We start from the raw sequence: 22,196 nt of genomic DNA on the forward strand, positions 1-22,196 counted from the left end.
CAGCGTTCATGTCTCATCCTCCTCTTCATCGATCAGAATACGGTGCGCGGCACCATCGAGATCCTCAAATTGGCCGCGTCGCATCGCCCAGAAGAACGTGACCAGTCCGAGCAAGCCAAGTCCCAGCGCGACAGGGATCAAGATCAACAGGCCGCTCATGAGGCAGATCTCGCCAATCGGAGCGAATTGCCCACCACGACAAGCGAGCTGACTGACATGGCAATGGCCGCGATGAGCGGAGTAACCAGACCAGCCAGCGCCAACGGAACCGCACAGACGTTGTAAAGCACTGAAAACGTGAAATTCTGACGCACTATGCGCATGCAGGCGCGCGAGACGCGGACAGCTAGCGCAACAGGCATCAGCCCGCGTCCCGTAAACACGGCATCGGCGGCCTGCTGGCTCACATCGCTGGCGCTGCTGGGCGCAATTGATGCGTGGGCCGCAGCGAGCGCTGGGCCGTCATTGATGCCATCGCCAACCATCAGCGGGCGTCGCCCCAGGTCTCGTAGGTTTTCGAGCAGGGTGAGCTTGTCTTGCGGGCTAGCGTCGGCGCGGGCGTCAATGCTGAGCGTTCGCGCAACGTCTTCCACCGCACTGCTGCGGTCACCTGAGACGATGCCGCTTTCAATACCGAGCGTACCCAGCGCCTCGAGAGTGTCCTTGGCGTCTTCTCTAAGCGGATCGGCAAAGTGAATAAGGCACCCGCGTTCGCCAATGCGAAGCTGCGTTACAGGCACGCCATGAGTGCTGTCGGATTTGCCTAGCGTAACCGCTACGCCATTCCAAACACCGCTCATCCCGTGACCGGACTGTTCGGTTATATCGTTCACTTGCGCCGGTGTGACACTGGCAACGCGCAGCACATCGGCCAGCCCTCGGCTCAGCGGATGGTGGCTAGCCTGCGCGAGCGCCAGAGCGACTGAACGCGCCTCGTTATCAAGCTCAGAGATATCAGCACGCGGAGCGCCAAGAGTGAGTGTGCCGGTTTTGTCGAACAGGGCGAGATCAACTTCCGCCAATCGCTCCAGAGCGCTGCCATCTTTCACCAGCAGGCCGCGTTTGATCAGTGCGCCCGATGCGACAACTTGGGCTGCAGGGACTGCCAAACCCATTGCGCAAGGGCAGGTGATTATCAGCACTGCGATGGCGATCACCAGCGATTGATGCACGCCTACGCCCGCTATCATCCAGCCCACAAAAGCGAGGGCAGCGAGCGTGTGAACGAGGGGCGCGTAAAGCCGCGAGGCGCGGTCAGCGATACGGACGTAGCGGCTGCGTGATTGCCCGGCCTCGTCCATCAGACGCGCAATCTCGGCGATGAGAGTGTCTGAAGAGGTAGCGGTAATGCGCACCTCAAGCGGGCCTGATAGAGCAATGGCGCCTGCGTGAACTGTGCTGCCTATACGCGCATTTTCGGGCCTGCTCTCTCCGGTCAGCATAGCGTTATCTATGGTGCCTTCGCCCTTCTCAACCACGCCATCGGCGGCCAGCGCTTCACCTGCCGCGACAAGCATAATCATACCCGGCTTCAGCGCGTCAGCGGATAAAGTACTCGCCTGTCCATCTGCGCCAATAATCTGAGCACTCTTGCCCATGCGGGAAAGCAGCGCGCCGATCGCGGCACGCGTCTTGGTCCGCATCGCAGCATCCAATGCGCGGCCCGCCAGCAGGAAGAAAAGCAGCATGACCGCACTTTCAAAATAGGCATGACCGCCGCCCACCGCAGTTTCGTATAGACTGAGGCCCGTTGCCAAAAGCACGCCGATGGAAATTGGCACGTCCATATTTGTCCGGCGATATTTGAGCGCCATCCAGGCCGAGGCGAAGAAAGGCCGGCCCGAATAGACGATCACCGGGACGGCAATGATAGCCGACAGCCAATGGAACAGATCGCGCGTCGCGCCCTCTGCGCCTGACCATACGCTGACCGAGAGCAGCATAACGTTCATCATGCCAAAGCCAGCAACGGCGAGTGCGCGCTGCAGGCGCTTGGCCTCTTTCTCGTCCTTGGCGACCGGATTGTCAGCGGATGGCTGCACTTCAAAGCCAATCTTGGCGAATGCTTCAATCAGCGCGCCTTCGTCAACGGACGGTGCATGGCGCACGGCAACACGCTTCGCAGAGAAATTGACCCGCGCCGCCTCCACGTCTGAGACCTTGGCCAGCTCGCGCTCAATCTTGGCGATGCAGCCCGCGCAGCGAATGCCCGGCACGGTGAAACGTGTGTCCAACAGCGAGGCATCATCTGCCGCTTTGAGGTGGAGCGGTGCGTTCATCGAATGGTATCCTCGCGGACCCAAATGTCACCGCCGGATTGGATGGTGACCCGCACAATCCAGCGTCCCTCGGGCAGCTCCTCTTGCGATACAAACTGGCCACTGCCATCGGACGCAAAGGTTAGCTCTCGCGGGTCGGGTTGCCCCAGCGGACGGCGGATTTGCGCAGACAGAAAGGCGCCAGCCGGCACCTGCTCAGTCGCGACGCTCAGCCGGTCATCACGCCGTGCCAATTGCGCATCCCAACCCAGCTTCTCCTGCTGCTGCGCCTGCTCGAGCCAGCCGTTGAATTTCTGGCTCGCAACATAGGAGTTATCGACCACTGTCCCACTGAAACCGCGCGTCGCAAAGGTCGCCATCGTGAAGTTCACTGCGATCACGATGGCGAAACCGCCCACAAGTATCGCGGCGAATTTCTTACCGGTCATTTCACGCTGCATCGCGGGTTCTTTGGGCATCAGGGGTTCTCCGGCGTTTGGAAGCGGGTCTCGACCTCATCGGTCTCGCCCTGTTCATCGAGCGAGGTGAGGCGGAAGCTGAAATCTTGCGCAGCGGCGCCCTGAGGTACCATCACATAAGCGCGGATAGTGCGGACCTGATCCGCAGGCACTTCGACACGCTGCGTTGGTGCGGCATTGCTGCGATCAATGCCGTCAGTCCACATGACCCCGCCGGGCAAACTTGCTAGCGCGATTTCCATTTCGCGCGGGCGATTTTCCATATTCCTCAGCTTGAGCGTATAGGAATTACGCACCGAACCATCGCTCATCAGAATAAAGGGCGGATTGCGATCCGCCGCGACGCTCAAATCGGTATGGCTGCGCACGCCGAGTGCGAACAGCATGGCAAGGCCGATCGCGCCCCAAATGCCGAAATAGATGAGCGTGCGCGGACGCAGCAGAGTGCGCAATACAGGCCGAGGTGTTTCCCCTGCGGCCTCGCGTTCGCAATCCTCCAGCGTCGCATAATCGATCAGTCCCCGCGGACGTCCAACATCTTTCATCACCTGATCGCACGCATCGATACAGAGCGCGCAGGTGATGCAGCCAATTTGCGGCCCTTCGCGAATATCAATGCCGGTTGGGCAGACCTGCACACATTGCATGCAATCAATACAGTCACCGTACTCATCCGGTTTTTGCTGAGCCTTCTTCAGACTGCCACGTTTTTCCCCGCGCCAATCCTTATACGTCACCATCAGCGATTTTTCGTCCATCATCGCTGTCTGAATGCGCGGCCATGGGCACATATAGACGCATACCTGCTCGCGCATGAAGCCGCCCAATACGACTGTAGTCAGCGTCAGAATAGCGACGGTGATGTAAGCAACAGCTGCCGCTTGTCCGGTCCAGAAATCCACCGTCAGCGTTGGCGCATCGGCGAAATACATGATCCACGCGCCGCCGGTCCAAAAGCCGATGAACAGGTAGATCGTCCATTTGAAGCCGCGCCGCATCACCTTGCCCCAGGCCCACGGGGCCGCGTCCAGCCTGTGCCGTGCATTGCGGTCACCATCAACAAACCGGTCGACATGCTGAAACAAATCAGTCCAAACTGTTTGTGGACATGCATAGCCGCACCATGCTCGGCCAACTGCGCTAGTGACCAGGAACAGGCCAATACCCGCCATGATCAGCATGCCCGCGACGAAATAGAATTCGTGCGGCCAGATCTCTATATTGAACATGTAGAACCGGCGATTTGCCAGATCGAGCAGCACCGCCTGGTCTGGCGCGAATGGCCCGCGATCCCAGCGTATCCAAGGCGTACCGTAATAGATCGTTAGCGTGACGATCATCACTAGCCATTTGAACCGGCGAAACGAGCCGTCAATGCGCTTGTTATGAACCGCTTTGCGCGCTTCATACATGGATTCCGGTGGCTCTGGCGGGGACGGAGCGCCGGAAGAGCCTTCGCCGCGCCCCAAAGCACCTGACCAGTCACGAGACCTGCCAGTGGAAGAGGTGTCAGCGCTGCTGCTCACCGTTTTCCACCTCGCCATCAGCCTCCATGATCGGCTCGGCCACTATCTCGGGCTCTGTTTGCTCGGCACCCTCGCCCCCGCCGCGTGAATGGACATAAGCGGTCAGCATCTTCACCGTTTCCGGATCGAGCCGGTCACCCCAAGCGGGCATTACGCCCATGCGCGGATTGAGGATCTGCTGTTTGATCGCGTCTTTGGTTTGCCCGCGCAGCCAGATCGCGTCGTTGAGGCGCGGCGCACCGACCGACCGATCACCTTCACCGGTCGCGCCATGGCAAGCGAGGCAATTGTCCGCGTAAATCTGTGCACCGACAGCATTGCCATCTGCCTTGCCGCTTAGAGACAGAACATGCTCGGCCACAGCATCAAGCTGGCCTGCATCAAATATCCCTTCAAAAGCGGGCATAATGCTCTGGCGTAGCTCGTTATTGTCGGGCTGACGAATACCGCGATCAATAGAATAATGGATCGCCTCCAAATCGCCGCCCCACAGCCATGCATCATCATTAAGGTTGGGATAGCCGAGTGTCTGGCTGCCCGCGCCTCCCGAGCCATGGCACTGCAAACAATGCAATTTGAACGCGGCGTTCCCCCCTGCGACAGCTTGACGGAAGAGCGCCGGGTTGTCGCGCAGATTGGCAACTGGCGTCGCTGCCAACTGCTCTCGCAAGCCTTGTTGTTCAAGGGCGCGAGCATCCAATTCCTTGGACAGCTCGCCTCGGCTTGACCATTCGAGCACACCAGCAGTCGCCTTGTTGACGAGCGGCCATGCAGGGTATGCGATCACATAGACAACTGACCATGCAATGCAGAGGTAGAAGGTCCACAGCCACCAGCGCGGCAGCGGGGTGTTGAGTTCTTCGATGCCGTCCCATTCATGGCCAACAGTCTCAGTGCCGGTAGGCTCGTCAATCCGCTTGCCTGGGCCTTGGCCGGGTGTTTCATTTGCCATGATCAATTTCCTCCCCGTCAGCAAAGATCGAGGTTGCTGCTTCCTGATTGCGCTCCTTTGCTCCAGGCCGGAAAGGCCATAGGCACAGCAGTAGGAACAGCATCAGCATCACGACAAGGGCATAGCTGTCGGCAAAATGCCTCAGGGTCTCATAGAAGCTCACCGGCCCTTCTCCTCTGCGAGTTCCTGCTGCGCGGCGGCGCTATCCACATCGACCAAAGTGCCGAGCATTTGGAGATAAGCGATCAGGGCATCCATTTCCGTCAGGCGAGAAGGATTGCCGTCAAAGTCGCGAACCTGCGCTTTTGGATAGCGCGCGAGCAGATCATCAACATCACCCTCTGCATCGGGGTTGCCCTGAAGCACAATGTCGACCATCGCCTGCGCAACGTCCTCGTCAGTATAGGGTACGCCAACACGGCGCAGCGCCGTTAGCGTCGCCGCCGGATCGCCAACCTCCAGGTCCGTCTCGGCAAGGAAGCCGTACTTCGGCATGATGCTCTCCGGCACCACCGCTTGCGGGTCAATCAGATGCTGGACATGCCATTCATCCGAATAGCGATTGCCCACGCGTGCCAAATCTGGCCCGGTCCTCTTTGAACCCCATTGGAACGGGTGATCATACATGCTTTCGGCAGCCAGAGAGTAATGGCCATAGCGCTCCACCTCATCGCGGAACGGACGGATCATCTGGCTGTGGCAGGTGTAGCAGCCTTCGCGAATGTAGATGTCCCGGCCCGCTTGCTCGAGCGGGGTGTATGGCCGCATGCCCTCTACTTTCTCGATCGTGTTATCGAGATAGAAAAGCGGGGTTATCTGCACCAGGCCGCCAATTGCGACCGCGATAAAAGTGCATACCGCAAGCAGCGTGATATTGCGTTCAAGCGACTTGTGACGTTCGGTCATGCTCATGCGCTTGGCTCCCTTATTCGGCCGGAACGGCGGTTGGTCCGCCCTTCGCAGGTGGGTTATCGACGATCGGGCGATCCTTCTCAGGATCAGGCGCGGTGTTGAGCAAGCTCGGCTCATCGCGGAGTTTGCCCGCAAGTGTCATCCAAACATTGTAAGTCATGATTACTGCGCCAGCGAGGTACAGGAGCCCGCCAAAAGCGCGCATCACATACATCGGGAACATCGCCGCGACACTGTCGGCAAAGGACCAGACGAGATAGCCTGTTTCCGGATCAACCTCGCGCCACATCAGGCCTTGCTGAATGCCGGCGACCCACATGCTGGCAGCGTAGAAAACGATGCCAAGTGTCGCGAGCCAGAAGTGCCAGTTGATCATCCGCAGTGAGAACATCCGCTCACGCTGCCACAGCCGCGGTACGAGGAAGTACACGCAAGCGAAGGTGATCATCCCGTTCCAGCCCAGCGCGCCAGAATGCACGTGTCCAATAGTCCAGTCAGTATAGTGGCTGAGGCTGTTAACGCTCTTGATCGACAGCATTGGCCCTTCGAAAGTGCTCATTCCGTAGAAGGCCAGCGCCATGACCATCATCCGGATGATAGGATCAGTGCGGACTTTGTCCCAAGCCCCGTTAAGCGTCATGAGGCCGTTAATCATGCCGCCCCAGCTGGGCATCCACAACATGATCGAGAACACCATACCCAGCGTCTGCGCCCAATCGGGCAGCGCGGTATAATGGAGGTGATGCGGCCCAGCCCAAATGTAGAGGAAGATCAGCGACCAGAAGTGAATGATCGAAAGCCGGTAGCTATAAACAGGACGTTCGGCCTGTTTGGGCACGAAGTAATACATCATCGCAAGGAAGCCCGCGGTGAGGAAGAAGCCCACTGCATTGTGGCCGTACCACCACTGCACCAGCGCATCTTGTACACCGGCGAACACCACGTAGCTTTTCGAGCCAACCAGGCTGACCGGGACAGCCAGATTGTTGACGATGTGCAGCATTGCGACGGTCACGATAAAGGCGAGATAGAACCAATTTGCGACGTAGATATGCGGCTCGCGGCGCTTGGCGAGCGTGGCGACAAAGACCGCTAGATACGCGACCCAAACCACCGCTAGCCACAGGTCAACATACCATTCCGGCTCGGCATATTCCTTCGACTGGGTGATGCCGAGCAGATAGCCGGTTGCCGCCAGCACGATGAACATCTGATAGCCCCAGAACACAAATCGCGCGAGGCCGGGAAGCGCCAATTGCGTGCGGCACGTGCGCTGCACCACATAGAAGCTGGTGGCGATCAGCGCATTACCGCCAAAGGCAAAAATCACTGCGCTGGTATGAAGCGGACGGACGCGGCCAAAGTTGAGATAGGGTTCAATATTGAGCCACGGGAACGCAAGCTGCATTGCAATAAACAGGCCCGCCGCAAGGCCCGCGAGACCCCAGAACATGGTCGCGATGACGCCCCAGCGCACCGGATCATCGTCATACTTTGATGGCCCGTCGGGCATCTTGAAAAAGCCGCCCAACTTTGCTGTGGGGTCGAAGCGCATTGCGCTCATCCACATCAACACGAAGCTGACAATAGCGACAATCGCGGCGTGCGCGGCAAAGCCTCTATCGGCCGCCCCTGCGATCACTCCGATCGAGAGAAGAAGTATGAGGAACCAAAGCCCCGTGCGACTAAGCGCAGCTTCCGCTTGCATGAAAATCTCCGTCCATTTTGATGCTGACGTAATCCGCGCCAAACACCCCCGCATTGATTCAGATCAAATTTCTAGATTACGGTCAAGCTGCGTTTTGCAAGCTGCCAGAGCGCTGTTTCAATGCACTCAATGAACTCAGCAGAACGCCGGACCTTCCTTGCGTTTCAATCAAGCCCCGCTCGCGCATGAGCGAAAATTGCCGGCTCACCGTCTCGATGGTCAGGCCAAGGCTATCGGCGATGTCCCGGCGCGACATCGGCAAATCGAGAAGCATGCTTGCTCCCGCGTCTGCACTGGTGCCAATCCGCTCCGCCATCCCCAGCAGAAAGCTCGCGAGGCGCTCACTTGCCGTCTTGCGTCCAAGGGCGATGGTCTTCTCGCGGCTCCGCTTAAGCGAAAGAGCATGCCGATTAAGCAGCGTTTCAAGAATCTGTGAATGCCCTTGCGAGCGCTCAAGAAAAGGGCCGTATGGGAAAGCGAGAAAATTGGTGTTCCGCAAGGCACTGAGCGAGTAACGATGCGCTCCATTGGCCGGGACCGTGAGCAGGTCTTCCGCAAAGTAGAACGCAACAACCTGTTCTCGTTCATCCGACGCGTGCGCCACAAGCTTGATGGCTCCATCGCCGACAAAAACCAAACTGTCGCCGCCATCATCAAGCTGCGATGCGCAGTCCGCCTGTAGTGCATGAACCCGCGCAAGAGCGGCATACTCTATGCGCGCCTCCGCCGATAAATCGCTGGGTAGCAGGCAGCGACTAAAACGCTGAAATATGTCTGTAGTGTCGCTCATCATGCGGGCTTTGACACAAGACTTGTTTGCAATCTTTGATTTGGATCAATGAACGCAAATATCGCCACGTTATTCCTGAAACCGACGCAGCAAGAAACCTAGGCCGCAATGGGCGGCCACTGCTGCGTCCAAGGTAAAAAGGCATGAAACGCGTACTTACAATTGCAAGCCTGGCTTGCGCTTTTTTGAGCGACCCTGCGATGGCGCAGGACCGCGCAGGCGACGTGCAGGCCAAGCTACTTGGCACTGCAGTATTGACTGACGGCAAGATTGAACAATTCAATGTCGATCTGGTCGGGCTACCTGCCGATACGCAAACCGAGGCAAACGACAATGTCGTCCCGACGGTGGCTATCGAATACTTTCTTAGCGACAACATCTCTATTGAGACGATCGCGGGGATCACTCAGCATGATGTCGATGCAATATCCGGATTGCCAGGGGCCGAGCTCGTTTCCGATGCTCAGCTCATTCCGGCGACGGTCACCGCAAAGTATCACTTCGACGTTGGCGGCGTGAAACCATATGTTGGCGCAGGGCCATCATACTTCCTCTGGGTGAGTGACAAGCCCGGTGCCGCAACAATTCCTTTGGGTGTGACAGATACCGACCTGTCCGACGAGCTTGGCTTTGCTTTACAAGCCGGCTTCGACGTCGATATTGGCGATAGCGGCTTTGCGGTTTCTGTCGATGCCAAGCGATACTTCATGGACACCACAGCGCGCTGGTTTGCAGGTGACACGCTCGTTATCGAAACCGAGCACAAGCTCGACCCATGGGTTTTGAGCGCGGGCGTGGCTTACCGGTTCTGACGATCTGAGGGAGAAGGACAAGTTTGAGTAGCAAAGGACAGCCTCAGCCCGCCCCGATAGCGATTGCAAGCGACCTGACCGTCAGCGATCTTCTCGCCGCGCTCTCGGCTGGTTGGCGTGACTTTCTGGCGCAGCCTAAATTCGGGCTGTTCTTTGCCTCAATTTTCGCGGTAGCAGGCATTGTTCTGTTCTATCTGGTGATTGCCAAGGGTGAGACCACCTGGCTGATCCCGGTGGTATCTGGCTTTCCCCTCATCGCCCCCTTCACAGCAGTCGGCCTGTATGAAGTAAGCCGCCGCCGCGAGGCTGGTCTGCAACTTGGCTGGGGCGCGATACTCGGAGCGGTCGGTGGCCGAGGCGACGGTCAGATATTGAGCATGGGCGTGATCATGTTTGTCGCCTTCGGTTTCTGGATGATCGTCGCACATGCAGTCTTTGCCATCTTTCTGGCCGAGGCGGGGCTTGGCTCCAATCCGCTAGCCCTCTTCACAATTCCTGCTGGCGTAGCAATGCTTGTTGTTGGCAGCATTGTTGGCGGGATCATGGCTTTGGTATTCTACATGATCACAGTAATCAGCCTGCCGATGCTGGTTGACCGCGATGTGGACTTTATCACCGCGATAATTGCCAGCCTGCGCGCATTCCGGCGCAACAGGCTGGTCCTGCTCGTTTGGGCCGCAGTCATCGCGGGCCTTCTATTCCTGGCGATGCTACCCGTGTTTGCAGGCCTCCTTGTTGCATTACCTGTGCTTGGCCATGCGACTTGGCACTTATACCGGCGGACAATTGGCGGCGACTAGCAGTGCGTCTTTGACAGTCCGCTTTTTACCCCACGCCCAGTCATTCGACAAAGTTCAAAACCGGGACAGAAGGCAGACTGCTCTAGTGCTCAGTCACACAGGCCCAATCGAGAGCAAACCGCGCTAGATACTTACGCAATCGATCTGCGTCATTGGTCGATTTTCTGGCCTTCCGTGAGTTTTCAAACAGTGTACGTCCGGCCTCCGAAAGGCTACGACTTTTGCGGCAAGTCTCGATCACAAAGCCCAATTGCACACGATCAAATGGATCGAGTGCGCCGAGCTTGCCTGAAGCCAGCATTGCTTCAAGCCATTCATTTCCGGGCACATCGCTTGGCCGCGCGCCTGACCAAAGCGACGCCAACCGAGCCTGCTCCAGCTCGACCGACTTCCGGTCAATCCGGCCATTTGGTGAAAGCGTGGCCATACGCGTTACACTGGCTGCTAGGTCGCGGAAATTGCCTTGCCAGAGCGCGGCGGGGCCCTCCGCAAATCCAAGATAGGCCTCTCTCGCCTCCTTGTTGAAAGTCACACGGGTTCCTTCACGCTCGGCAAATTGCTCAAGTTCGTAGTCTAAGTTTGGCGCAATATCTTCGCGCCGTTCGGCGAGCCCCGGCAGAGTGAACGTCCAAAGGTTGAGCCGAGCGAACAGATCCTCGCGAAAATTGCCAGCCGCGACTTCCTCGACAAGATTGCGATTTGTTCCTGCAATCAGTTGGAACTTGCTGATCGCTTCTTTGTCGGCCCCCACCGGCAAGAACCGCCCCTCCTCAATCGAGCGCAGGATCATGGCCTGTTCGTCCAAACCCAGTTCCCCGATCTCATCGAGAAACAACACACCATTATCTGCGCTGAGCAGCAGCCCGGGACGATCTTGTGAAGCCCCTGTAAAGGCTCCTTTCTTGTGCCCGAACAGTGCTGACATGGCGCTGTCACCTTTCAAGGTTGCACAGTTTACCTCGACAAAGGGGCCGGCAACCTGATGCCGCAATTTCTTCAGCTCGTAGACCTTGCGGGCCAACTGGCTCTTACCGGCTCCGGTTGGCCCCAGAAGTAAGATTGGAGCGCGGCTGCGCACGGCGACTTGCTCAATCTCCTCAATCATGCGGTTGAACGAGTCGTTACGGGTTTCGATTCCGCTCTTGAGAAAGCTCGTGCTTTCTACGCTTGCCTCAGCAAAGCGGGTGGCAATGGAGTCGTAGCGCGAGAGGTCGAGGTCGATTGAGGCCCAAGTGCCAATCGGCTGCGGCTGGCCCCTACGAGGTTGGGTCTGAAGTAGCTTGCCCGGCAGAAACCGAGCCTCGGTCAAGAGGAACATGCAGATCTGCGCGACATGCGTGCCTGTCGTGATATGCATCAGATAGTCTTGGGTATCCGGATCGAATGGGAACTCGCGCGCGAAATCGTGGAGTTTTCCGTAAACCTCTTCAAAATCCCACGCATCGTCGAAATCCAAAAGCTGCGGCACGACTTCTGTTTCAGGAGAGACATCGCGAATGTCCTCGATCACGCGATCCGCAAGGCGTTGATGATAGCTGCCATGCAGCAGAATGAAGCGATCCACCCGCAAGTCGTCTTGCATGCAAATGCTGACTGTTGGCCGCCACTTATTCCAGCGGCTGGGGCCGAACTTGGCAGCATCGAGCGTTGAGCCAAGAAATCCAATGACGGTGAGTGGTTTCATCCTAAACTTATACATTTTTATAATTCTAGATACAACAAGATCGTATCCTGGTGGATGGGTAAATCTACCCTTCCAGCTGAAAGGTTGATTTTATCACTATGAATCAATGTTTTAATGCAATCTTAGCCTCGGCAAATCGAGTTTGGCACGCTCTCTGCAGTGTACTTGGCGTCAGGCTTGTCGAACACCTGACGTAGCAGCCGGGAAATGAGCGGTCGGAATGGGCCGACCGCTCAAAGCCGGTGAAACGCAATTCGAAGTGGAGTTGGACTATGGCCAACAAGAACCTGTTTACTAGCGCAGTCGCAAAGATCATGCCGCGCACCGATGCCTTCAACCATGAGGGTAGCATTGCCTACGCCTATGGCCCCGAAGCAAAGCTGGCGCAGCTAGCTGCGACCGGCACGCTATCAGATGGCTTCTATTCAGGAGCGCAGGCGCAGCTTGCGGACGTGCTTGATACAGCCTCGAAGGTCGATGCCGAGTGGGTCGCCAAGTGCGCGATCTATGCCCGCCAGTCAGGTGCGATGAAAGACATGCCTGCACTGCTTACCGCGGTGCTGACCATGTCAGACCCAGACCTTTCGGTCCCGGTGTTCAAGCGTGTGATTGATAACGGGCGTATGCTGCGCAACTTCGTGCAGATCATGCGCTCGGGTCAGATCGGTCGTACCTCGCTCGGCTCGCGCCCAAAGCGCCTTGTGCGCGAATGGCTCGAGCAAGCCTCGTACCGGCAGCTGATGCATGCAGCGACGGGCAAGGACCCAAGCCTGGCGGATATCGTCAAGATGGTTCACCCTGCTCCTGCGGATGCGGGTCGGCGCGCCTTCTATGGCTGGCTGATTGGCAAGCCATATGATTTGGAGGCCCTGCCTGCGGAAATCGCGGAATTTGAGGCGTGGAAGAAGGACCGCTCGCGGCCCTTGCCTGAAGTGCCTTTCGAATGGCTGACGTCGTTTGAACTGACGCGCAAGCAGTGGGCCAAATTGGCTGACCGCATGGGCTGGCAGGCATTGCGTATGAATTTGAATACGCTGGCACGTCATGAGGCTTTTGGTCTGAAGGGTGTTGAGGATAGGGTGGCCAAACGGCTGTCAGATCCCGCAGCATTCGCGAAGGTCAAGCCGGCACCATATCAGCTGATGACTGCGCTAACTCAGGTTGGCGACGGCGTTCCGCTGAACGTGCAGGCTGCGCTTGAGAAAGCGCTCGAGGCATCGGTCGCAAAAGTGCCGAAGCTCAAGGGTAACGTGATTGTTTGTCCGGATGTTTCCGGCTCGATGCAATCGCCCGCAACCGGATATCGCAAAGGTGCGACGTCGGTTGTCCGGTGCATTGATATTGCGGCCTTGGTTGCAGCAGCAGTGCTGCGCACGAACCGTAAGGCACGCGTACTGCCTTTTGCAGAGCGTGTAGTCGATGTGGAGCTGAAGCCATACGCTCGGCTGGCCGCGAATGCGGAGAAGCTGGCGTCGATCTGGGGCGGCGGGACCAATGTCTCCGCCCCGCTGGCCAAGCTGAACCGCGAGAAGGCCAAGGTTGATACTGTTGTGATCGTTTCGGACAACCAGTCCTGGATCGATAACAACTATTACGGCCCCACGGCGGTGATGACGGAATGGAGCAAGCTGAAAACCCGCAATCCGGGCGCGAAGCTGATCTGCATCGACATCCAGCCATACGGCTCGACCCAGGCGAAGGATCGCAAGGACATTATGAATGTCGGTGGTTTCACCGATGCGGTGTTCGGCGCAATGGCGCGTTTTGCCAATGGCAACGCACGCGATTGGACCGAAATCGTTAACGAAGTGGAGATTTTTGAACTGAAGTAAGAACTGAAGGTCACGGCGAATGCCGAATAGGACTACATTTAGGATGCAGTGGTCGCGGGTTCGAATCCTGCTCGTCGAGAAACCGACGGTAGCTCAGTCAGGTAGAGCTCTGATCCCGCAAGGGAGCGTCTTATTCAAACTTGTCGCCGTGACCTTTGATCGAATGAATTTTTGGAAAACAGCCGTGGCGAATGCAGGCTGGGACTACATCCTCCACAACGATAGGCCCCGCTGGGAAAAGCGCTCCGACTTCGTGTAAACGGGCTGGAGAGATCGGGTTCAAATCCCGCTTAGGAATAGTAGCTTAAGGGGCGCCGTCTCGGCAATTTTTGTCGCCGCGACTGTTTTTCAAATCCACGGCGAATGCCGCGAAGGACTACATCGACTGTTAATCGCCAGGTCGCGGGTTCGAGTCCCGTCAGGCCCACCAATTGCGGGCCTGTAGCTCAGCAGGATAGAGCAGGAAACGTCTTTTGCACCAAACTTGTCGCCGTGGACTCAAATTGAAAAAAATGCTGGCGGATGCCGGTGGGACTACATTGGACAACGGTGGTTCGAATCCACCCCTGAAGAAGTTCAGGACGTCTCATCAACTCTCGCCGCCAGTACAAATGAACCAAGTTGGCGAATGCCGGCGGGACTACATGGTTAGAGCGCCTGTGCATGCAGGAGGTCGGCGGTCCGAATCCGTCCCCGGGCAACCGGAGTAGCTCAGAAAAACGTCTCGCCAGAACCTTGTCGCCGGCACCCTGCGCTCAAACAGCGAAGCGGCAGGGCAATGAAATAGAATGCTAAAGGAGGTCGCCATGACCGATACGAAATACGAATATACCCATGTGGAAGGCGGCGCTCCAATCAAGTCTTGGACGCGCGGCGTACCCGTTGATGACAAAGCGCGGGATCAGCTCGCAAAGGCGGCCAAGATGCCATTTATCTTCAAGCATGTGGCAGCGATGCCCGACGTGCATGTCGGTATTGGCGCGACTGTTGGCTCAGTCATCCCGACCAAAGGCGCGGTTATTCCCGCTGCGGTTGGGGTCGATATTGGCTGCGGTATGATGGCGGCCCGCACGTCTCTTATGGCGAGCGATTTGCCTGATAACCTTGCAGGGATCCGGTCTGCCATTGAGGCAGCTGTCCCGCATGGCCGGACGGCTGGTCGTGGTCGGCGGGACAAGGGCGCATGGGGCGATCCCCCACAAACCGTTGTCGATGCTTGGGCAACGCTAAAGCTGCGGTTCGATGCGCTTTGCGCAAAGTATCCGCGGCTGAAGAACACCAACCAGCTGATGCATTTGGGCACACTTGGCACGGGCAACCACTTTGTCGAGCTGTGTCTGGATACAGAGCAGCGGGTGTGGATGATGCTGCACTCCGGTAGCCGGGGTGTGGGCAATGCCATCGGACGGTTTTTCATTGAGCTTGCCAAGCAGGATATGCGGAAATGGCATATCAATCTGCCTGACGAAGACCTCGCTTACTTCCCGGAAGGGACCGACCATTTTGACGATTATGTCGAAGCAGTCGACTGGGCGCAGGACTTTGCCAAGCTCAACCGGCAAGTGATGATGACGCATGCGCTTGATGCGCTGCGGAGTCAGATCGCCAAGCCATTTGACGCGACGTGCGAAGCGGTGAACTGTCATCACAACTATGTGACGCGGGAAAACCACTTCGGCGAAAACGTGCTTGTCACCCGGAAGGGTGCAGTGCGGGCGGCCAAAGGTACGCTTGGAATTATCCCGGGCTCGATGGGCGCGAAGAGCTTCATCGTGCGGGGACTGGGCAATGCAGAAAGCTTTGACAGCTGTTCGCATGGCGCAGGCCGGGTGATGAGCCGGACACAGGCAAAGAAGCTGGTGACGCTCGATGAGCACATCGCTGACACTGCCGGTGTTGAATGCCGGAAGGACGAAGGCGTCATTGATGAGACGCCCAAGGCCTACAAACCGATCGAAGCCGTTATGTCAGCTCAGTCTGATTTGGTTGAGATTGTCCATACTTTGAAGCAGGTGGTGTGCGTGAAGGGGTAAAGCCCTTCACGCCGCTCCTGCCGCATTTTTCAAGAAGATCACTCATGCAGAATACTCCTTCAATCGCGCCGGAAGTGCGCTTGGAAATCGAAAGCCGCCTTGCACGGGTGGCCGGCGAAGACGATGTGCGCTTGTTGATGGCGGTTGAGTCAGGGTCACGGGCTTGGGGCTTCCCCTCACCTGATAGCGACTATGATGTTCGATTTCTCTATGTGCGACCGCGCAGTGCCTATCTCGGCCTGACGCCATTGCGCGATGTAATCGAGCGGCCGATTGTCGATGAAATTGATCTCAATGGCTGGGACATTCGCAAGGCTCTGGGTCTATTGCTCAAACACAATGCGGTTTTGAGTGAATGGATAGAGAGCCCGATCCGCTACATCAATGACGACTCAGTGGTGCCTGAGCTCGCTGAACTGTGCAGCCGCCATTTCAACCCGCGCGGGTATGCAAAACACTATGCTAGCTTGGGTAAACGCAGTGTCGAGCGATGGTTCGATAGTGAGGGGAATATCGCGGCGAAGCGCTATTTCTATGCGCTGCGACCGGCTTTGTCTGTCAGAGCGCTCCGGCTCGACCCTTCGAAGCGGCCGCCGATGAGCATGCAGCCATTAATGCAAGCGGCTGATCTCGCCCCGGTGATCGTCGAACAAATCAATGTGCTGATTGCGCGAAAGGCAGAAACGAAAGAGGCCGGCAACACAATTCGACTGCCTGAGATCGAGCAATTGGTACAGGAAGAGCTTAACCGAACGGACGAGGTTCCTGAAAGACTCGAGCAAACAGAGATTTTTACCGAAGAAGCCGAGGCGCTCTTCATCGAATTGGTAGATAGATAATGATTACAATTGACGGCTCAGAGGGCGAAGGCGGTGGGCAAGTGCTCCGCTATGCAGCTGCGCTCTCGCTCATCACGGGCAAGCCATTCACCATCCAAAACATTCGTGGCGGACGTCAGAAGCCCGGCATGATGCGTCAGCATGTCACTTCCATTGAGGCGGCGGCTGCCATCGGCGGGGCTGAGGTTTCAGGCCTTGCTGTGGGTAGCGACGCGCTGACGTTTCACCCTGGCGTCGTACAACCCGGCGAGTATCACTTTGCAGTCGGCACGGCAGGCAGCACCGGGCTGGTTCTACAAACGATCCTTGTTCCGCTCATGCTAGCGGATGCTCCTTCACGCTTGGTGATTGAGGGCGGGACGCATGCGATGGCTGCTCCGCCGTTTGAATTTCTCGAAAAAACGCTGCTGCCAATCATCGCTCGCATGGGCCCAAAGGTCGCTGTTGAGCTTGTCCGTCACGGTTTCTTTCCGCGCGGGGGAGGCAAGATAGAGATCGAAATCGAGCCGGCTGCGCTCACTCCGATCGATTGCATTGAGCGCGGTGATGCTCGTTCCATCAAGGCCGAAGCGATTGTTGCAGGCGTACCCTTCGACGTGGCTGATCGTGAACTCGATGCCGCCAGCAAAGTCTTATCTGATTGGCCCGAAGGCGCCTTTGCCCCTCGCCAAATTCCTGCTGGTGAAGGCCCCGGCAATGCTCTCTTGATTGAGGCGGCGTTCGAGCATGTAACCGAGATCATGTCCGGCTTTGGCAAGATGGGTTTGCCAGCTGAGAAGATTGGGAAGACCGCGGCAAAACGGATGGCCGGTTACCTTGCAAGCGACGCGTTTGCTGGCCCTTATCTGCAAGACCAGTTACTTTTGCCATTCGCACTTGCTGGCGGCGGCTCCTTCACCACTGTGAAGATCAGTCAGCATACGCGCACGGCGATGGACCTGATCAAGCTTTTCACCGGAACAGTTTTTGCGGTGAGTGAGGCCTCAAGCGGTCCCGTCTTGATCAAGGTTGACGCGGTAACCGAGTGACAGCCGCAATGGGCGCATCAACGTTCGGCGAGCTGCGGCATATGTGAGGCTTCGAGGGTGGATTGGGTTTGCTTTGAGCAGAGGTCAGATCGTCCACCTTCACCTCCAGACTCGGTCGGAAGCGGCAGTTCTAGCCACAAGCGAAGGCGGACATGTTCCCTCCCTACTTCTGGAGAAAAGAGGCAGCGGAAGGCCCAACAGACTTGATTAAACCTCTGAGTTCAAAGGCCCGACCTTCTTACAATCTCCGCCGACCTGTGGCGCCACGCTCAATCTACTCGAGTCTCGAGTCTATCGAAGTACTGCGCCGCTATACTCCGGCCTACGCGTTCATCTGCGTATTATCCGTTTACGGATCGCACGACGAGAAGCCCCACTGGTAACAGTGAGGCTAATTTATCGTTTATTATCAAGTGGATGGTGGTTGCGGGGGTTGGATTTGAACCAACGACCTTCAGGTTATGAGCCTGACGAGCTACCGGACTGCTCCACCCCGCGGCACCTATTTTCTGGCTTCAAGCGCCAGCGCCGATATCCATCGGCTTGGCTTTCCTCGCATACGCTCGGGCGGCCGGTCGCCCTTGCGAAACCCAAGGGTTCCGAAGGACAACGCCCCTTGAAATCTAGCGATCTCTAGAGACGCCAAAAGGGCTGTCCTCTCGGATCAGCCCTTTGACTTGTAAATGGGTTTTATTACCGCGCTCCCGCCAACTGCAATGCCTGGCGACGACCTACTCTTCCAACGCTTAAGCGTTAGTACCATCGGCGCTATCCGGTTTCACGGCCGAGTTCGAGATGGGATCGGGTGGGTCACAGACGCTATGGTCACCAAGCAATGAAGCTGGCGGAATGCGGTTTTAAATCGATGCGAGCTGTTCATATGTGTTTGAACTAGCAGGCGTATCCGGCTGATAAATTCTTCCTCATCGAAGACAGCCGCCATTGAAGGCAGATCTGTTATTGATGGTGCAGATTCATCAAGCGCGAAAAGAACTATTAGGACCGGTTAGCTCCACGCATTACTGCGCTTCCACACCCGGCCTATCAACGTCATGGTCTATGACGGTTCGAAGATTGCTTATCTCAAGGGAGGCTTCCCGCTTAGATGCTTTCAGCGGTTATCCCGTCCATACATAGCTACCCAGCGGCACTCCTGGCGGAATGACTGGTACACCAGAGGTATGTTCACCCCGGTCCTCTCGTACTAGGGGCAACTCCTTTCAACAATCGACGCCCACGGCAGATAGGGACCAAACTGTCTCGCGACGTTCTGAACCCAGCTCACGTACCACTTTAATTGGCGAACAGCCAAACCCTTGGGACCTGCTCCAGCCCCAGGATGTGATGAGCCGACATCGAGGTGCCAAACACTGCCGTCGATATGAGCTCTTGGGCAGTATCAGCCTGTTATCCCCGGCGTACCTTTTATCCGTTGAGCGATGGCCCTTCCACGAGGGACCACCGGATCACTATGACCGACTTTCGTCTCTGCTCGACCTGTCGGTCTCGCAGTCAGGCATGCTTATGCCATTGCACTCTCGCAGCCGGTTTCCAACCGGCCTGAGCATACCATCGCGCGCCTCCGTTACTCTTTAGGAGGCGACCGCCCCAGTCAAACTACCCGCCATAGAGGGTCCCTGATCCGGATAACGGATCTAGGTTAGACATCAGAAAACAACAGGGTGGTATTTCACAGGTTGGCTCCACTCGGACTGGCGCCCAAGTTTCAAAGCCTCCCACCTATTCTACACAGTTCTTTCCTAATGCCACTCTAAAGCTGCAGTAAAGGTGCACGGGGTCTTTCCGTCTAACCGCGGGTACTCCGCATCTTCACGGAGAATTCAATTTCGCTGAGCATATCCTGGAGACAGTGGGGAAGTCGTTACGCCATTCGTGCAGGTCGGAACTTACCCGACAAGGAATTTCGCTACCTTAGGACCGTTATAGTTACGGCCGCCGTTTACTTGGGCTTCAATTCGGAGCTTGCACTCCTCCTCTTAACCTTCAAGCACCGGGCAGGCGTCAGACCCTATACGTCGTCTTGAAGCCGACTTAGCAGAGTCCTGTGTTTTTGCTAAACAGTCGCTACCCCCTGGCCTGTGCCCCCTGAAAAGAGTTGCCTCGATTCAGGGCCTCCTTCTTCCGAAGGTACGGAGGCAATTTGCCGAGTTCCTTCAGGATACTTCTCTCAAGCGCCTTGGTATACTCTACCTGACCACCTGTGTCGGTTTCGGGTACGGTTTATACGGAGAGGCTATTTCCTGGAACGACTTGGCAGCATGTTCAATCCAATAAGAACACACTACTTCCGCCATCCGTCACACATCTCCAAGCCCACGAATATTTACGTGGTTCCCATCGACTACCCCCTTCGGGCTCGTCTTAGGGGCCGGCTAACCCTGCGCCGATTAGCGTTGCGCAGGAACCCTTGGTCTTTCGGCGAAAGGGCATCTCACCCTTTTTATCGCTACTCATGTCAGCATTCGCACTTCCGATATCTCCACCGTCGGTTACCCTTCGGCTTCATCAACTTACGGAACGCTCCGCTACCGCTCATAGTAAACTATGAACCCTAAGCTTCGGTGCATTACTTTAGCCCCGTTACATCTTCGCCGCAGGAACCCTTATTTAGACCAGTGAGCTGTTACGCTTTCTTTAAAGGATGGCTGCTTCTAAGCCAACCTCCTGGTTGTTTTGGGATTCCCACATGCTTTCCCACTTAGTAATGACTTGGGGACCTTAGCTGTAGGTTAGGGCTGTTTCCCTTTTGACGACGGACCTTAGCACCCGCCGTCTGTCTGCCAGACAAGACTCGATGGTATTCGGAGTTTGGTTAGGTTTGGTACCGCTCGCGCAGCCCTAGCCCATCCAGTGCTCTACCCCCATCGGCATACATCTGACGCTCTACCTCAATAGATTTCGCGGAGAACCAGCTATTTCCCGGCTTGATTGGCCTTTCACCCCTAAACACAGCTCATCCGAGAATTTTTCAACATTCACCGGTTCGGTCCTCCAGTGCATGTTACTGCACCTTCAACCTGGCCATGCCTAGATCGCCGGGGTTCGGGTCTAATCCAACATACTCATTCGCCCTATTCAGACTCGCTTTCGCTTCGCCTACACCTAACGGCTTAAGCTTGCATGCTAGATTAAGTCACTGACCCATTATGCAAGAGGTACGCTGTCACCCCCTATGGGGCTCCAACTGCTTGTAAGCATCCGGTTTCAGGTACTGTTTCACTCCCCTAATCGGGGTGCTTTTCACCTTTCCCTCACGGTACTGTGTTCGCTATCGGTCATGTACGAGTATTTAGGCTTGGAGGGTGGTCCCCCCATATTCAGACAGAATTTCACGTGTTCCGCCCTACTCAAGTCCTTTTCTTGTCTTTTTACATACGGGGCTGTCACCCGCTATGGCCACACTTTCCAGAGTGTTCTGTTAATAAAAGAAAAGGCACTGGCCTGGTCCCGGTTCGCTCGCCACTACTACGGGAATCTCGGTTGATGTCTTTTCCTCCAGGTACTGAGATGTTTCAGTTCCCTGGGTTCGCTTCACCAAGTCTATATATTCAACTAGGTGATACCTTATCCACCTCTCTCGCCATCCCCGAAGGAATGATGAAAGAAATGGTGAAGGTGGGTTTCCCCATTCGGAAATCGCCGGATCAAAGTTTGCTCACAACTCCCCGACGCTTATCGCAGCGTGCCACGTCCTTCTTCGCCTGTACATGCCAAGGCATCCACCAAATGCTCTTACCTCACGCTTGAGAATCCACACCATCAACAACAGGCCTGCATAAAGACCAGCCGTCTTAACGATAGTGAGGAAAAATTATCTCAGCCAGATAATCAATTTGATTGATATTGTGATGCATAGACTAAACGTGAGAATGGTCGGCTAGACCATCCAAACAATCTATGCGCCACGGCATCGATTTATAAAACCCATTCACAATGTCAAATGCGGCGGACAATCCGCCTACTCGTGTCAAGCACGAGATCTCTTTCTTTCCATCCTGGAGAATATCTTTGGCGCCAGCGCGTAGCGTAGCGAACTTGTCTGGTGGAGCCTATCGGGATCGAACCGATGACCCCCTGCTTGCAAAGCAGGTGCTCTCCCAGCTGAGCTAAGGCCCCTTAAAGCCAGACAAAATTGGTAGGCCTGAGTGGATTTGAACCACCGACCTCACCCTTATCAGGGGTGCGCTCTAACCAACTGAGCTACAGGCCTATAGAAGCCCGCACGGCCTTTAAACCGCGCCATAAATATGGGCGGGGCGTGAGCCAGCTCAGGCAAATACAGCCCACGCGTTACAGCGTGCGCTGATCTCCAGTGATGAAAGGACATGAGGACGACGGCAATGTTCTTTGAAAAGTCGCGAAGCACTTCCAGAGGCAAGCTCCGGCGCTTTCGTGACAATCCTTAGAAAGGAGGTGATCCAGCCGCAGGTTCCCCTACGGCTACCTTGTTACGACTTCACCCCAGTCGCTGAACCCACCGTGGTTGGCTGCCTCCAGTAAACTGGTTAGCGCACCACCTTCG

At 56.5% G+C, this 22,196-nt stretch carries 16 protein-coding genes, 3 tRNA genes and 3 rRNA genes (1 of these 22 running past the window's edge); 6 read left to right on the forward strand and 16 right to left on the reverse strand.

Annotation, left to right across the window (positions count from 1 at the left end):
- Positions 1-6: 6 nt before the first annotated feature.
- The 9 genes from ccoS to ACFCXQ_RS01130 all read right to left on the reverse strand — a co-directional run bounded on the left by ccoS (position 7) and on the right by ACFCXQ_RS01130 (position 8,625).
- Positions 7-159 (reverse strand): cbb3-type cytochrome oxidase assembly protein CcoS, encoded by a 153-nt coding sequence (ccoS, locus tag ACFCXQ_RS01090; protein WP_379552254.1) that lies wholly within the window; start codon positions 157-159, stop codon positions 7-9.
- A complete protein-coding gene (locus tag ACFCXQ_RS01095; RefSeq protein ID WP_379552256.1) occupies positions 156-2,279 on the reverse strand; it encodes a heavy metal translocating P-type ATPase in 2,124 nt (707 codons plus the stop codon). Before ACFCXQ_RS01095 ends, ccoS begins: the two co-directional genes overlap by 4 nt.
- Positions 2,276-2,737 (reverse strand): FixH family protein, encoded by a 462-nt coding sequence (locus tag ACFCXQ_RS01100; protein ID WP_379552258.1) that lies wholly within the window; start codon positions 2,735-2,737, stop codon positions 2,276-2,278. The genes ACFCXQ_RS01095 and ACFCXQ_RS01100 overlap by 4 nt, the downstream gene beginning before the upstream one ends.
- Entirely contained in the window at positions 2,737-4,149 is a 1,413-nt protein-coding gene (gene ccoG / locus ACFCXQ_RS01105; RefSeq protein WP_379554498.1) for a cytochrome c oxidase accessory protein CcoG, read from the reverse strand. Before ccoG ends, ACFCXQ_RS01100 begins: the two co-directional genes overlap by 1 nt.
- Positions 4,150-4,246: 97 nt before the next feature.
- Positions 4,247-5,215, reverse strand: coding sequence for a cytochrome-c oxidase, cbb3-type subunit III (ccoP, locus tag ACFCXQ_RS01110; protein ID WP_379552260.1), 969 nt, complete (start codon positions 5,213-5,215; stop codon positions 4,247-4,249).
- On the reverse strand, positions 5,205-5,378 hold the full coding sequence (locus ACFCXQ_RS01115) for a cbb3-type cytochrome c oxidase subunit 3 (protein ID WP_379552262.1): 174 nt from the start codon (positions 5,376-5,378) through the stop codon (positions 5,205-5,207). The genes ccoP and ACFCXQ_RS01115 overlap by 11 nt, the downstream gene beginning before the upstream one ends.
- Positions 5,375-6,127 carry a cytochrome-c oxidase, cbb3-type subunit II gene (gene ccoO, locus ACFCXQ_RS01120; protein ID WP_379552264.1) on the reverse strand — a complete coding sequence of 251 codons (753 nt, stop codon included), beginning with the start codon at positions 6,125-6,127 and terminating at the stop codon, positions 5,375-5,377. The genes ACFCXQ_RS01115 and ccoO overlap by 4 nt, the downstream gene beginning before the upstream one ends.
- A 13-nt stretch (positions 6,128-6,140) precedes the next feature.
- Positions 6,141-7,835 (reverse strand): cytochrome-c oxidase, cbb3-type subunit I, encoded by a 1,695-nt coding sequence (ccoN, locus tag ACFCXQ_RS01125; RefSeq protein ID WP_379552266.1) that lies wholly within the window; start codon positions 7,833-7,835, stop codon positions 6,141-6,143.
- An 82-nt stretch (positions 7,836-7,917) separates the two neighbouring features.
- Positions 7,918-8,625, reverse strand: a complete 708-nt coding sequence (locus ACFCXQ_RS01130) for a helix-turn-helix domain-containing protein (RefSeq protein WP_379552268.1) — start codon at positions 8,623-8,625, stop codon at positions 7,918-7,920.
- A gap of 143 nt (positions 8,626-8,768) precedes the next feature.
- Between ACFCXQ_RS01130 and ACFCXQ_RS01135 the strand changes: the two genes are divergently transcribed.
- Positions 8,769-9,437 (forward strand): OmpW/AlkL family protein, encoded by a 669-nt coding sequence (locus tag ACFCXQ_RS01135; RefSeq protein ID WP_379552270.1) that lies wholly within the window; start codon positions 8,769-8,771, stop codon positions 9,435-9,437.
- A 23-nt stretch (positions 9,438-9,460) separates the two neighbouring features.
- Positions 9,461-10,237, forward strand: coding sequence for a DUF2189 domain-containing protein (locus ACFCXQ_RS01140; protein ID WP_379552272.1), 777 nt, complete (start codon positions 9,461-9,463; stop codon positions 10,235-10,237).
- Between the two features lie 82 nt (positions 10,238-10,319).
- Here ACFCXQ_RS01140 and rtcR read toward each other — a convergent pair whose 3' ends face one another.
- Positions 10,320-11,921 (reverse strand): RNA repair transcriptional activator RtcR, encoded by a 1,602-nt coding sequence (gene rtcR / locus ACFCXQ_RS01145; RefSeq protein WP_379552274.1) that lies wholly within the window; start codon positions 11,919-11,921, stop codon positions 10,320-10,322.
- A gap of 272 nt (positions 11,922-12,193) precedes the next feature.
- Here rtcR and ACFCXQ_RS01150 point away from each other — a divergent pair, with 272 nt between their 5' ends.
- The 4 genes from ACFCXQ_RS01150 to rtcA all read left to right on the forward strand — a co-directional run bounded on the left by ACFCXQ_RS01150 (position 12,194) and on the right by rtcA (position 17,653).
- Positions 12,194-13,753: a vWA domain-containing protein gene (locus ACFCXQ_RS01150; RefSeq protein ID WP_379552276.1), complete on the forward strand. Its 1,560-nt coding sequence runs from the start codon at positions 12,194-12,196 to the stop codon at positions 13,751-13,753.
- Between the two features lie 806 nt (positions 13,754-14,559).
- The gene (locus ACFCXQ_RS01155; protein ID WP_379552278.1) at positions 14,560-15,786 is read left to right on the forward strand and encodes an RtcB family protein; all 1,227 of its coding nucleotides are present in this window, start codon (positions 14,560-14,562) and stop codon (positions 15,784-15,786) included.
- Positions 15,787-15,830: 44 nt separating this feature from the next.
- Positions 15,831-16,625: a nucleotidyltransferase domain-containing protein gene (locus ACFCXQ_RS01160; protein ID WP_379552280.1), complete on the forward strand. Its 795-nt coding sequence runs from the start codon at positions 15,831-15,833 to the stop codon at positions 16,623-16,625.
- Positions 16,625-17,653 (forward strand): RNA 3'-terminal phosphate cyclase, encoded by a 1,029-nt coding sequence (gene rtcA / locus ACFCXQ_RS01165; RefSeq protein WP_379552282.1) that lies wholly within the window; start codon positions 16,625-16,627, stop codon positions 17,651-17,653. The genes ACFCXQ_RS01160 and rtcA overlap by 1 nt, the downstream gene beginning before the upstream one ends.
- A gap of 421 nt (positions 17,654-18,074) precedes the next feature.
- On the opposite strand, the gene ACFCXQ_RS01170 is transcribed toward rtcA, so the two are convergent.
- The 6 genes from ACFCXQ_RS01170 to ACFCXQ_RS01195 all read right to left on the reverse strand — a co-directional run.
- Positions 18,075-18,151 (reverse strand) — tRNA-Met (locus ACFCXQ_RS01170).
- A gap of 220 nt (positions 18,152-18,371) precedes the next feature.
- Positions 18,372-18,486, reverse strand: a 5S ribosomal RNA gene (gene rrf, locus ACFCXQ_RS01175).
- A 143-nt stretch (positions 18,487-18,629) separates the two neighbouring features.
- Positions 18,630-21,420, reverse strand: a 23S ribosomal RNA gene (locus ACFCXQ_RS01180).
- 294 nt (positions 21,421-21,714) lie between these two features.
- Positions 21,715-21,790, reverse strand: a tRNA-Ala gene (locus tag ACFCXQ_RS01185).
- Positions 21,791-21,807: 17 nt separating this feature from the next.
- A tRNA-Ile gene (locus ACFCXQ_RS01190) sits at positions 21,808-21,884 on the reverse strand.
- Between the two features lie 196 nt (positions 21,885-22,080).
- A 16S ribosomal RNA gene (locus tag ACFCXQ_RS01195) occupies positions 22,081-22,196 on the reverse strand (it continues 1,373 nt past the right edge of the window).
- Together the 16S, 23S and 5S rRNA genes with 3 tRNA genes alongside form the textbook arrangement of a ribosomal RNA operon.

The organism is Qipengyuania rhodophyticola (assembly GCF_042493225.1).
Classification (GTDB): Bacteria; Pseudomonadota; Alphaproteobacteria; order Sphingomonadales; family Sphingomonadaceae; genus Erythrobacter.

Coding starts and splice junctions, on each gene's coding strand:
- ccoS (WP_379552254.1), bottom strand. CDS start 159: ATGAGCGGCCTGTTGATCTTGATCCCTGTCGCGCTGGGACTTGGCTTG.
- ACFCXQ_RS01095 (WP_379552256.1), bottom strand. CDS start 2,279: ATGAACGCACCGCTCCACCTCAAAGCGGCAGATGATGCCTCGCTGTTG.
- ACFCXQ_RS01100 (WP_379552258.1), bottom strand. CDS start 2,737: ATGCCCAAAGAACCCGCGATGCAGCGTGAAATGACCGGTAAGAAATTC.
- ccoG (WP_379554498.1), bottom strand. CDS start 4,149: ATGTATGAAGCGCGCAAAGCGGTTCATAACAAGCGCATTGACGGCTCG.
- ccoP (WP_379552260.1), bottom strand. CDS start 5,215: ATGGCAAATGAAACACCCGGCCAAGGCCCAGGCAAGCGGATTGACGAG.
- ccoO (WP_379552264.1), bottom strand. CDS start 6,127: ATGAGCATGACCGAACGTCACAAGTCGCTTGAACGCAATATCACGCTG.
- ccoN (WP_379552266.1), bottom strand. CDS start 7,835: ATGCAAGCGGAAGCTGCGCTTAGTCGCACGGGGCTTTGGTTCCTCATA.
- ACFCXQ_RS01130 (WP_379552268.1), bottom strand. CDS start 8,625: ATGAGCGACACTACAGACATATTTCAGCGTTTTAGTCGCTGCCTGCTA.
- ACFCXQ_RS01135 (WP_379552270.1), top strand. CDS start 8,769: ATGAAACGCGTACTTACAATTGCAAGCCTGGCTTGCGCTTTTTTGAGC.
- rtcR (WP_379552274.1), bottom strand. CDS start 11,921: ATGAAACCACTCACCGTCATTGGATTTCTTGGCTCAACGCTCGATGCT.
- ACFCXQ_RS01150 (WP_379552276.1), top strand. CDS start 12,194: ATGGCCAACAAGAACCTGTTTACTAGCGCAGTCGCAAAGATCATGCCG.
- ACFCXQ_RS01155 (WP_379552278.1), top strand. CDS start 14,560: ATGACCGATACGAAATACGAATATACCCATGTGGAAGGCGGCGCTCCA.
- ACFCXQ_RS01160 (WP_379552280.1), top strand. CDS start 15,831: ATGCAGAATACTCCTTCAATCGCGCCGGAAGTGCGCTTGGAAATCGAA.
- rtcA (WP_379552282.1), top strand. CDS start 16,625: ATGATTACAATTGACGGCTCAGAGGGCGAAGGCGGTGGGCAAGTGCTC.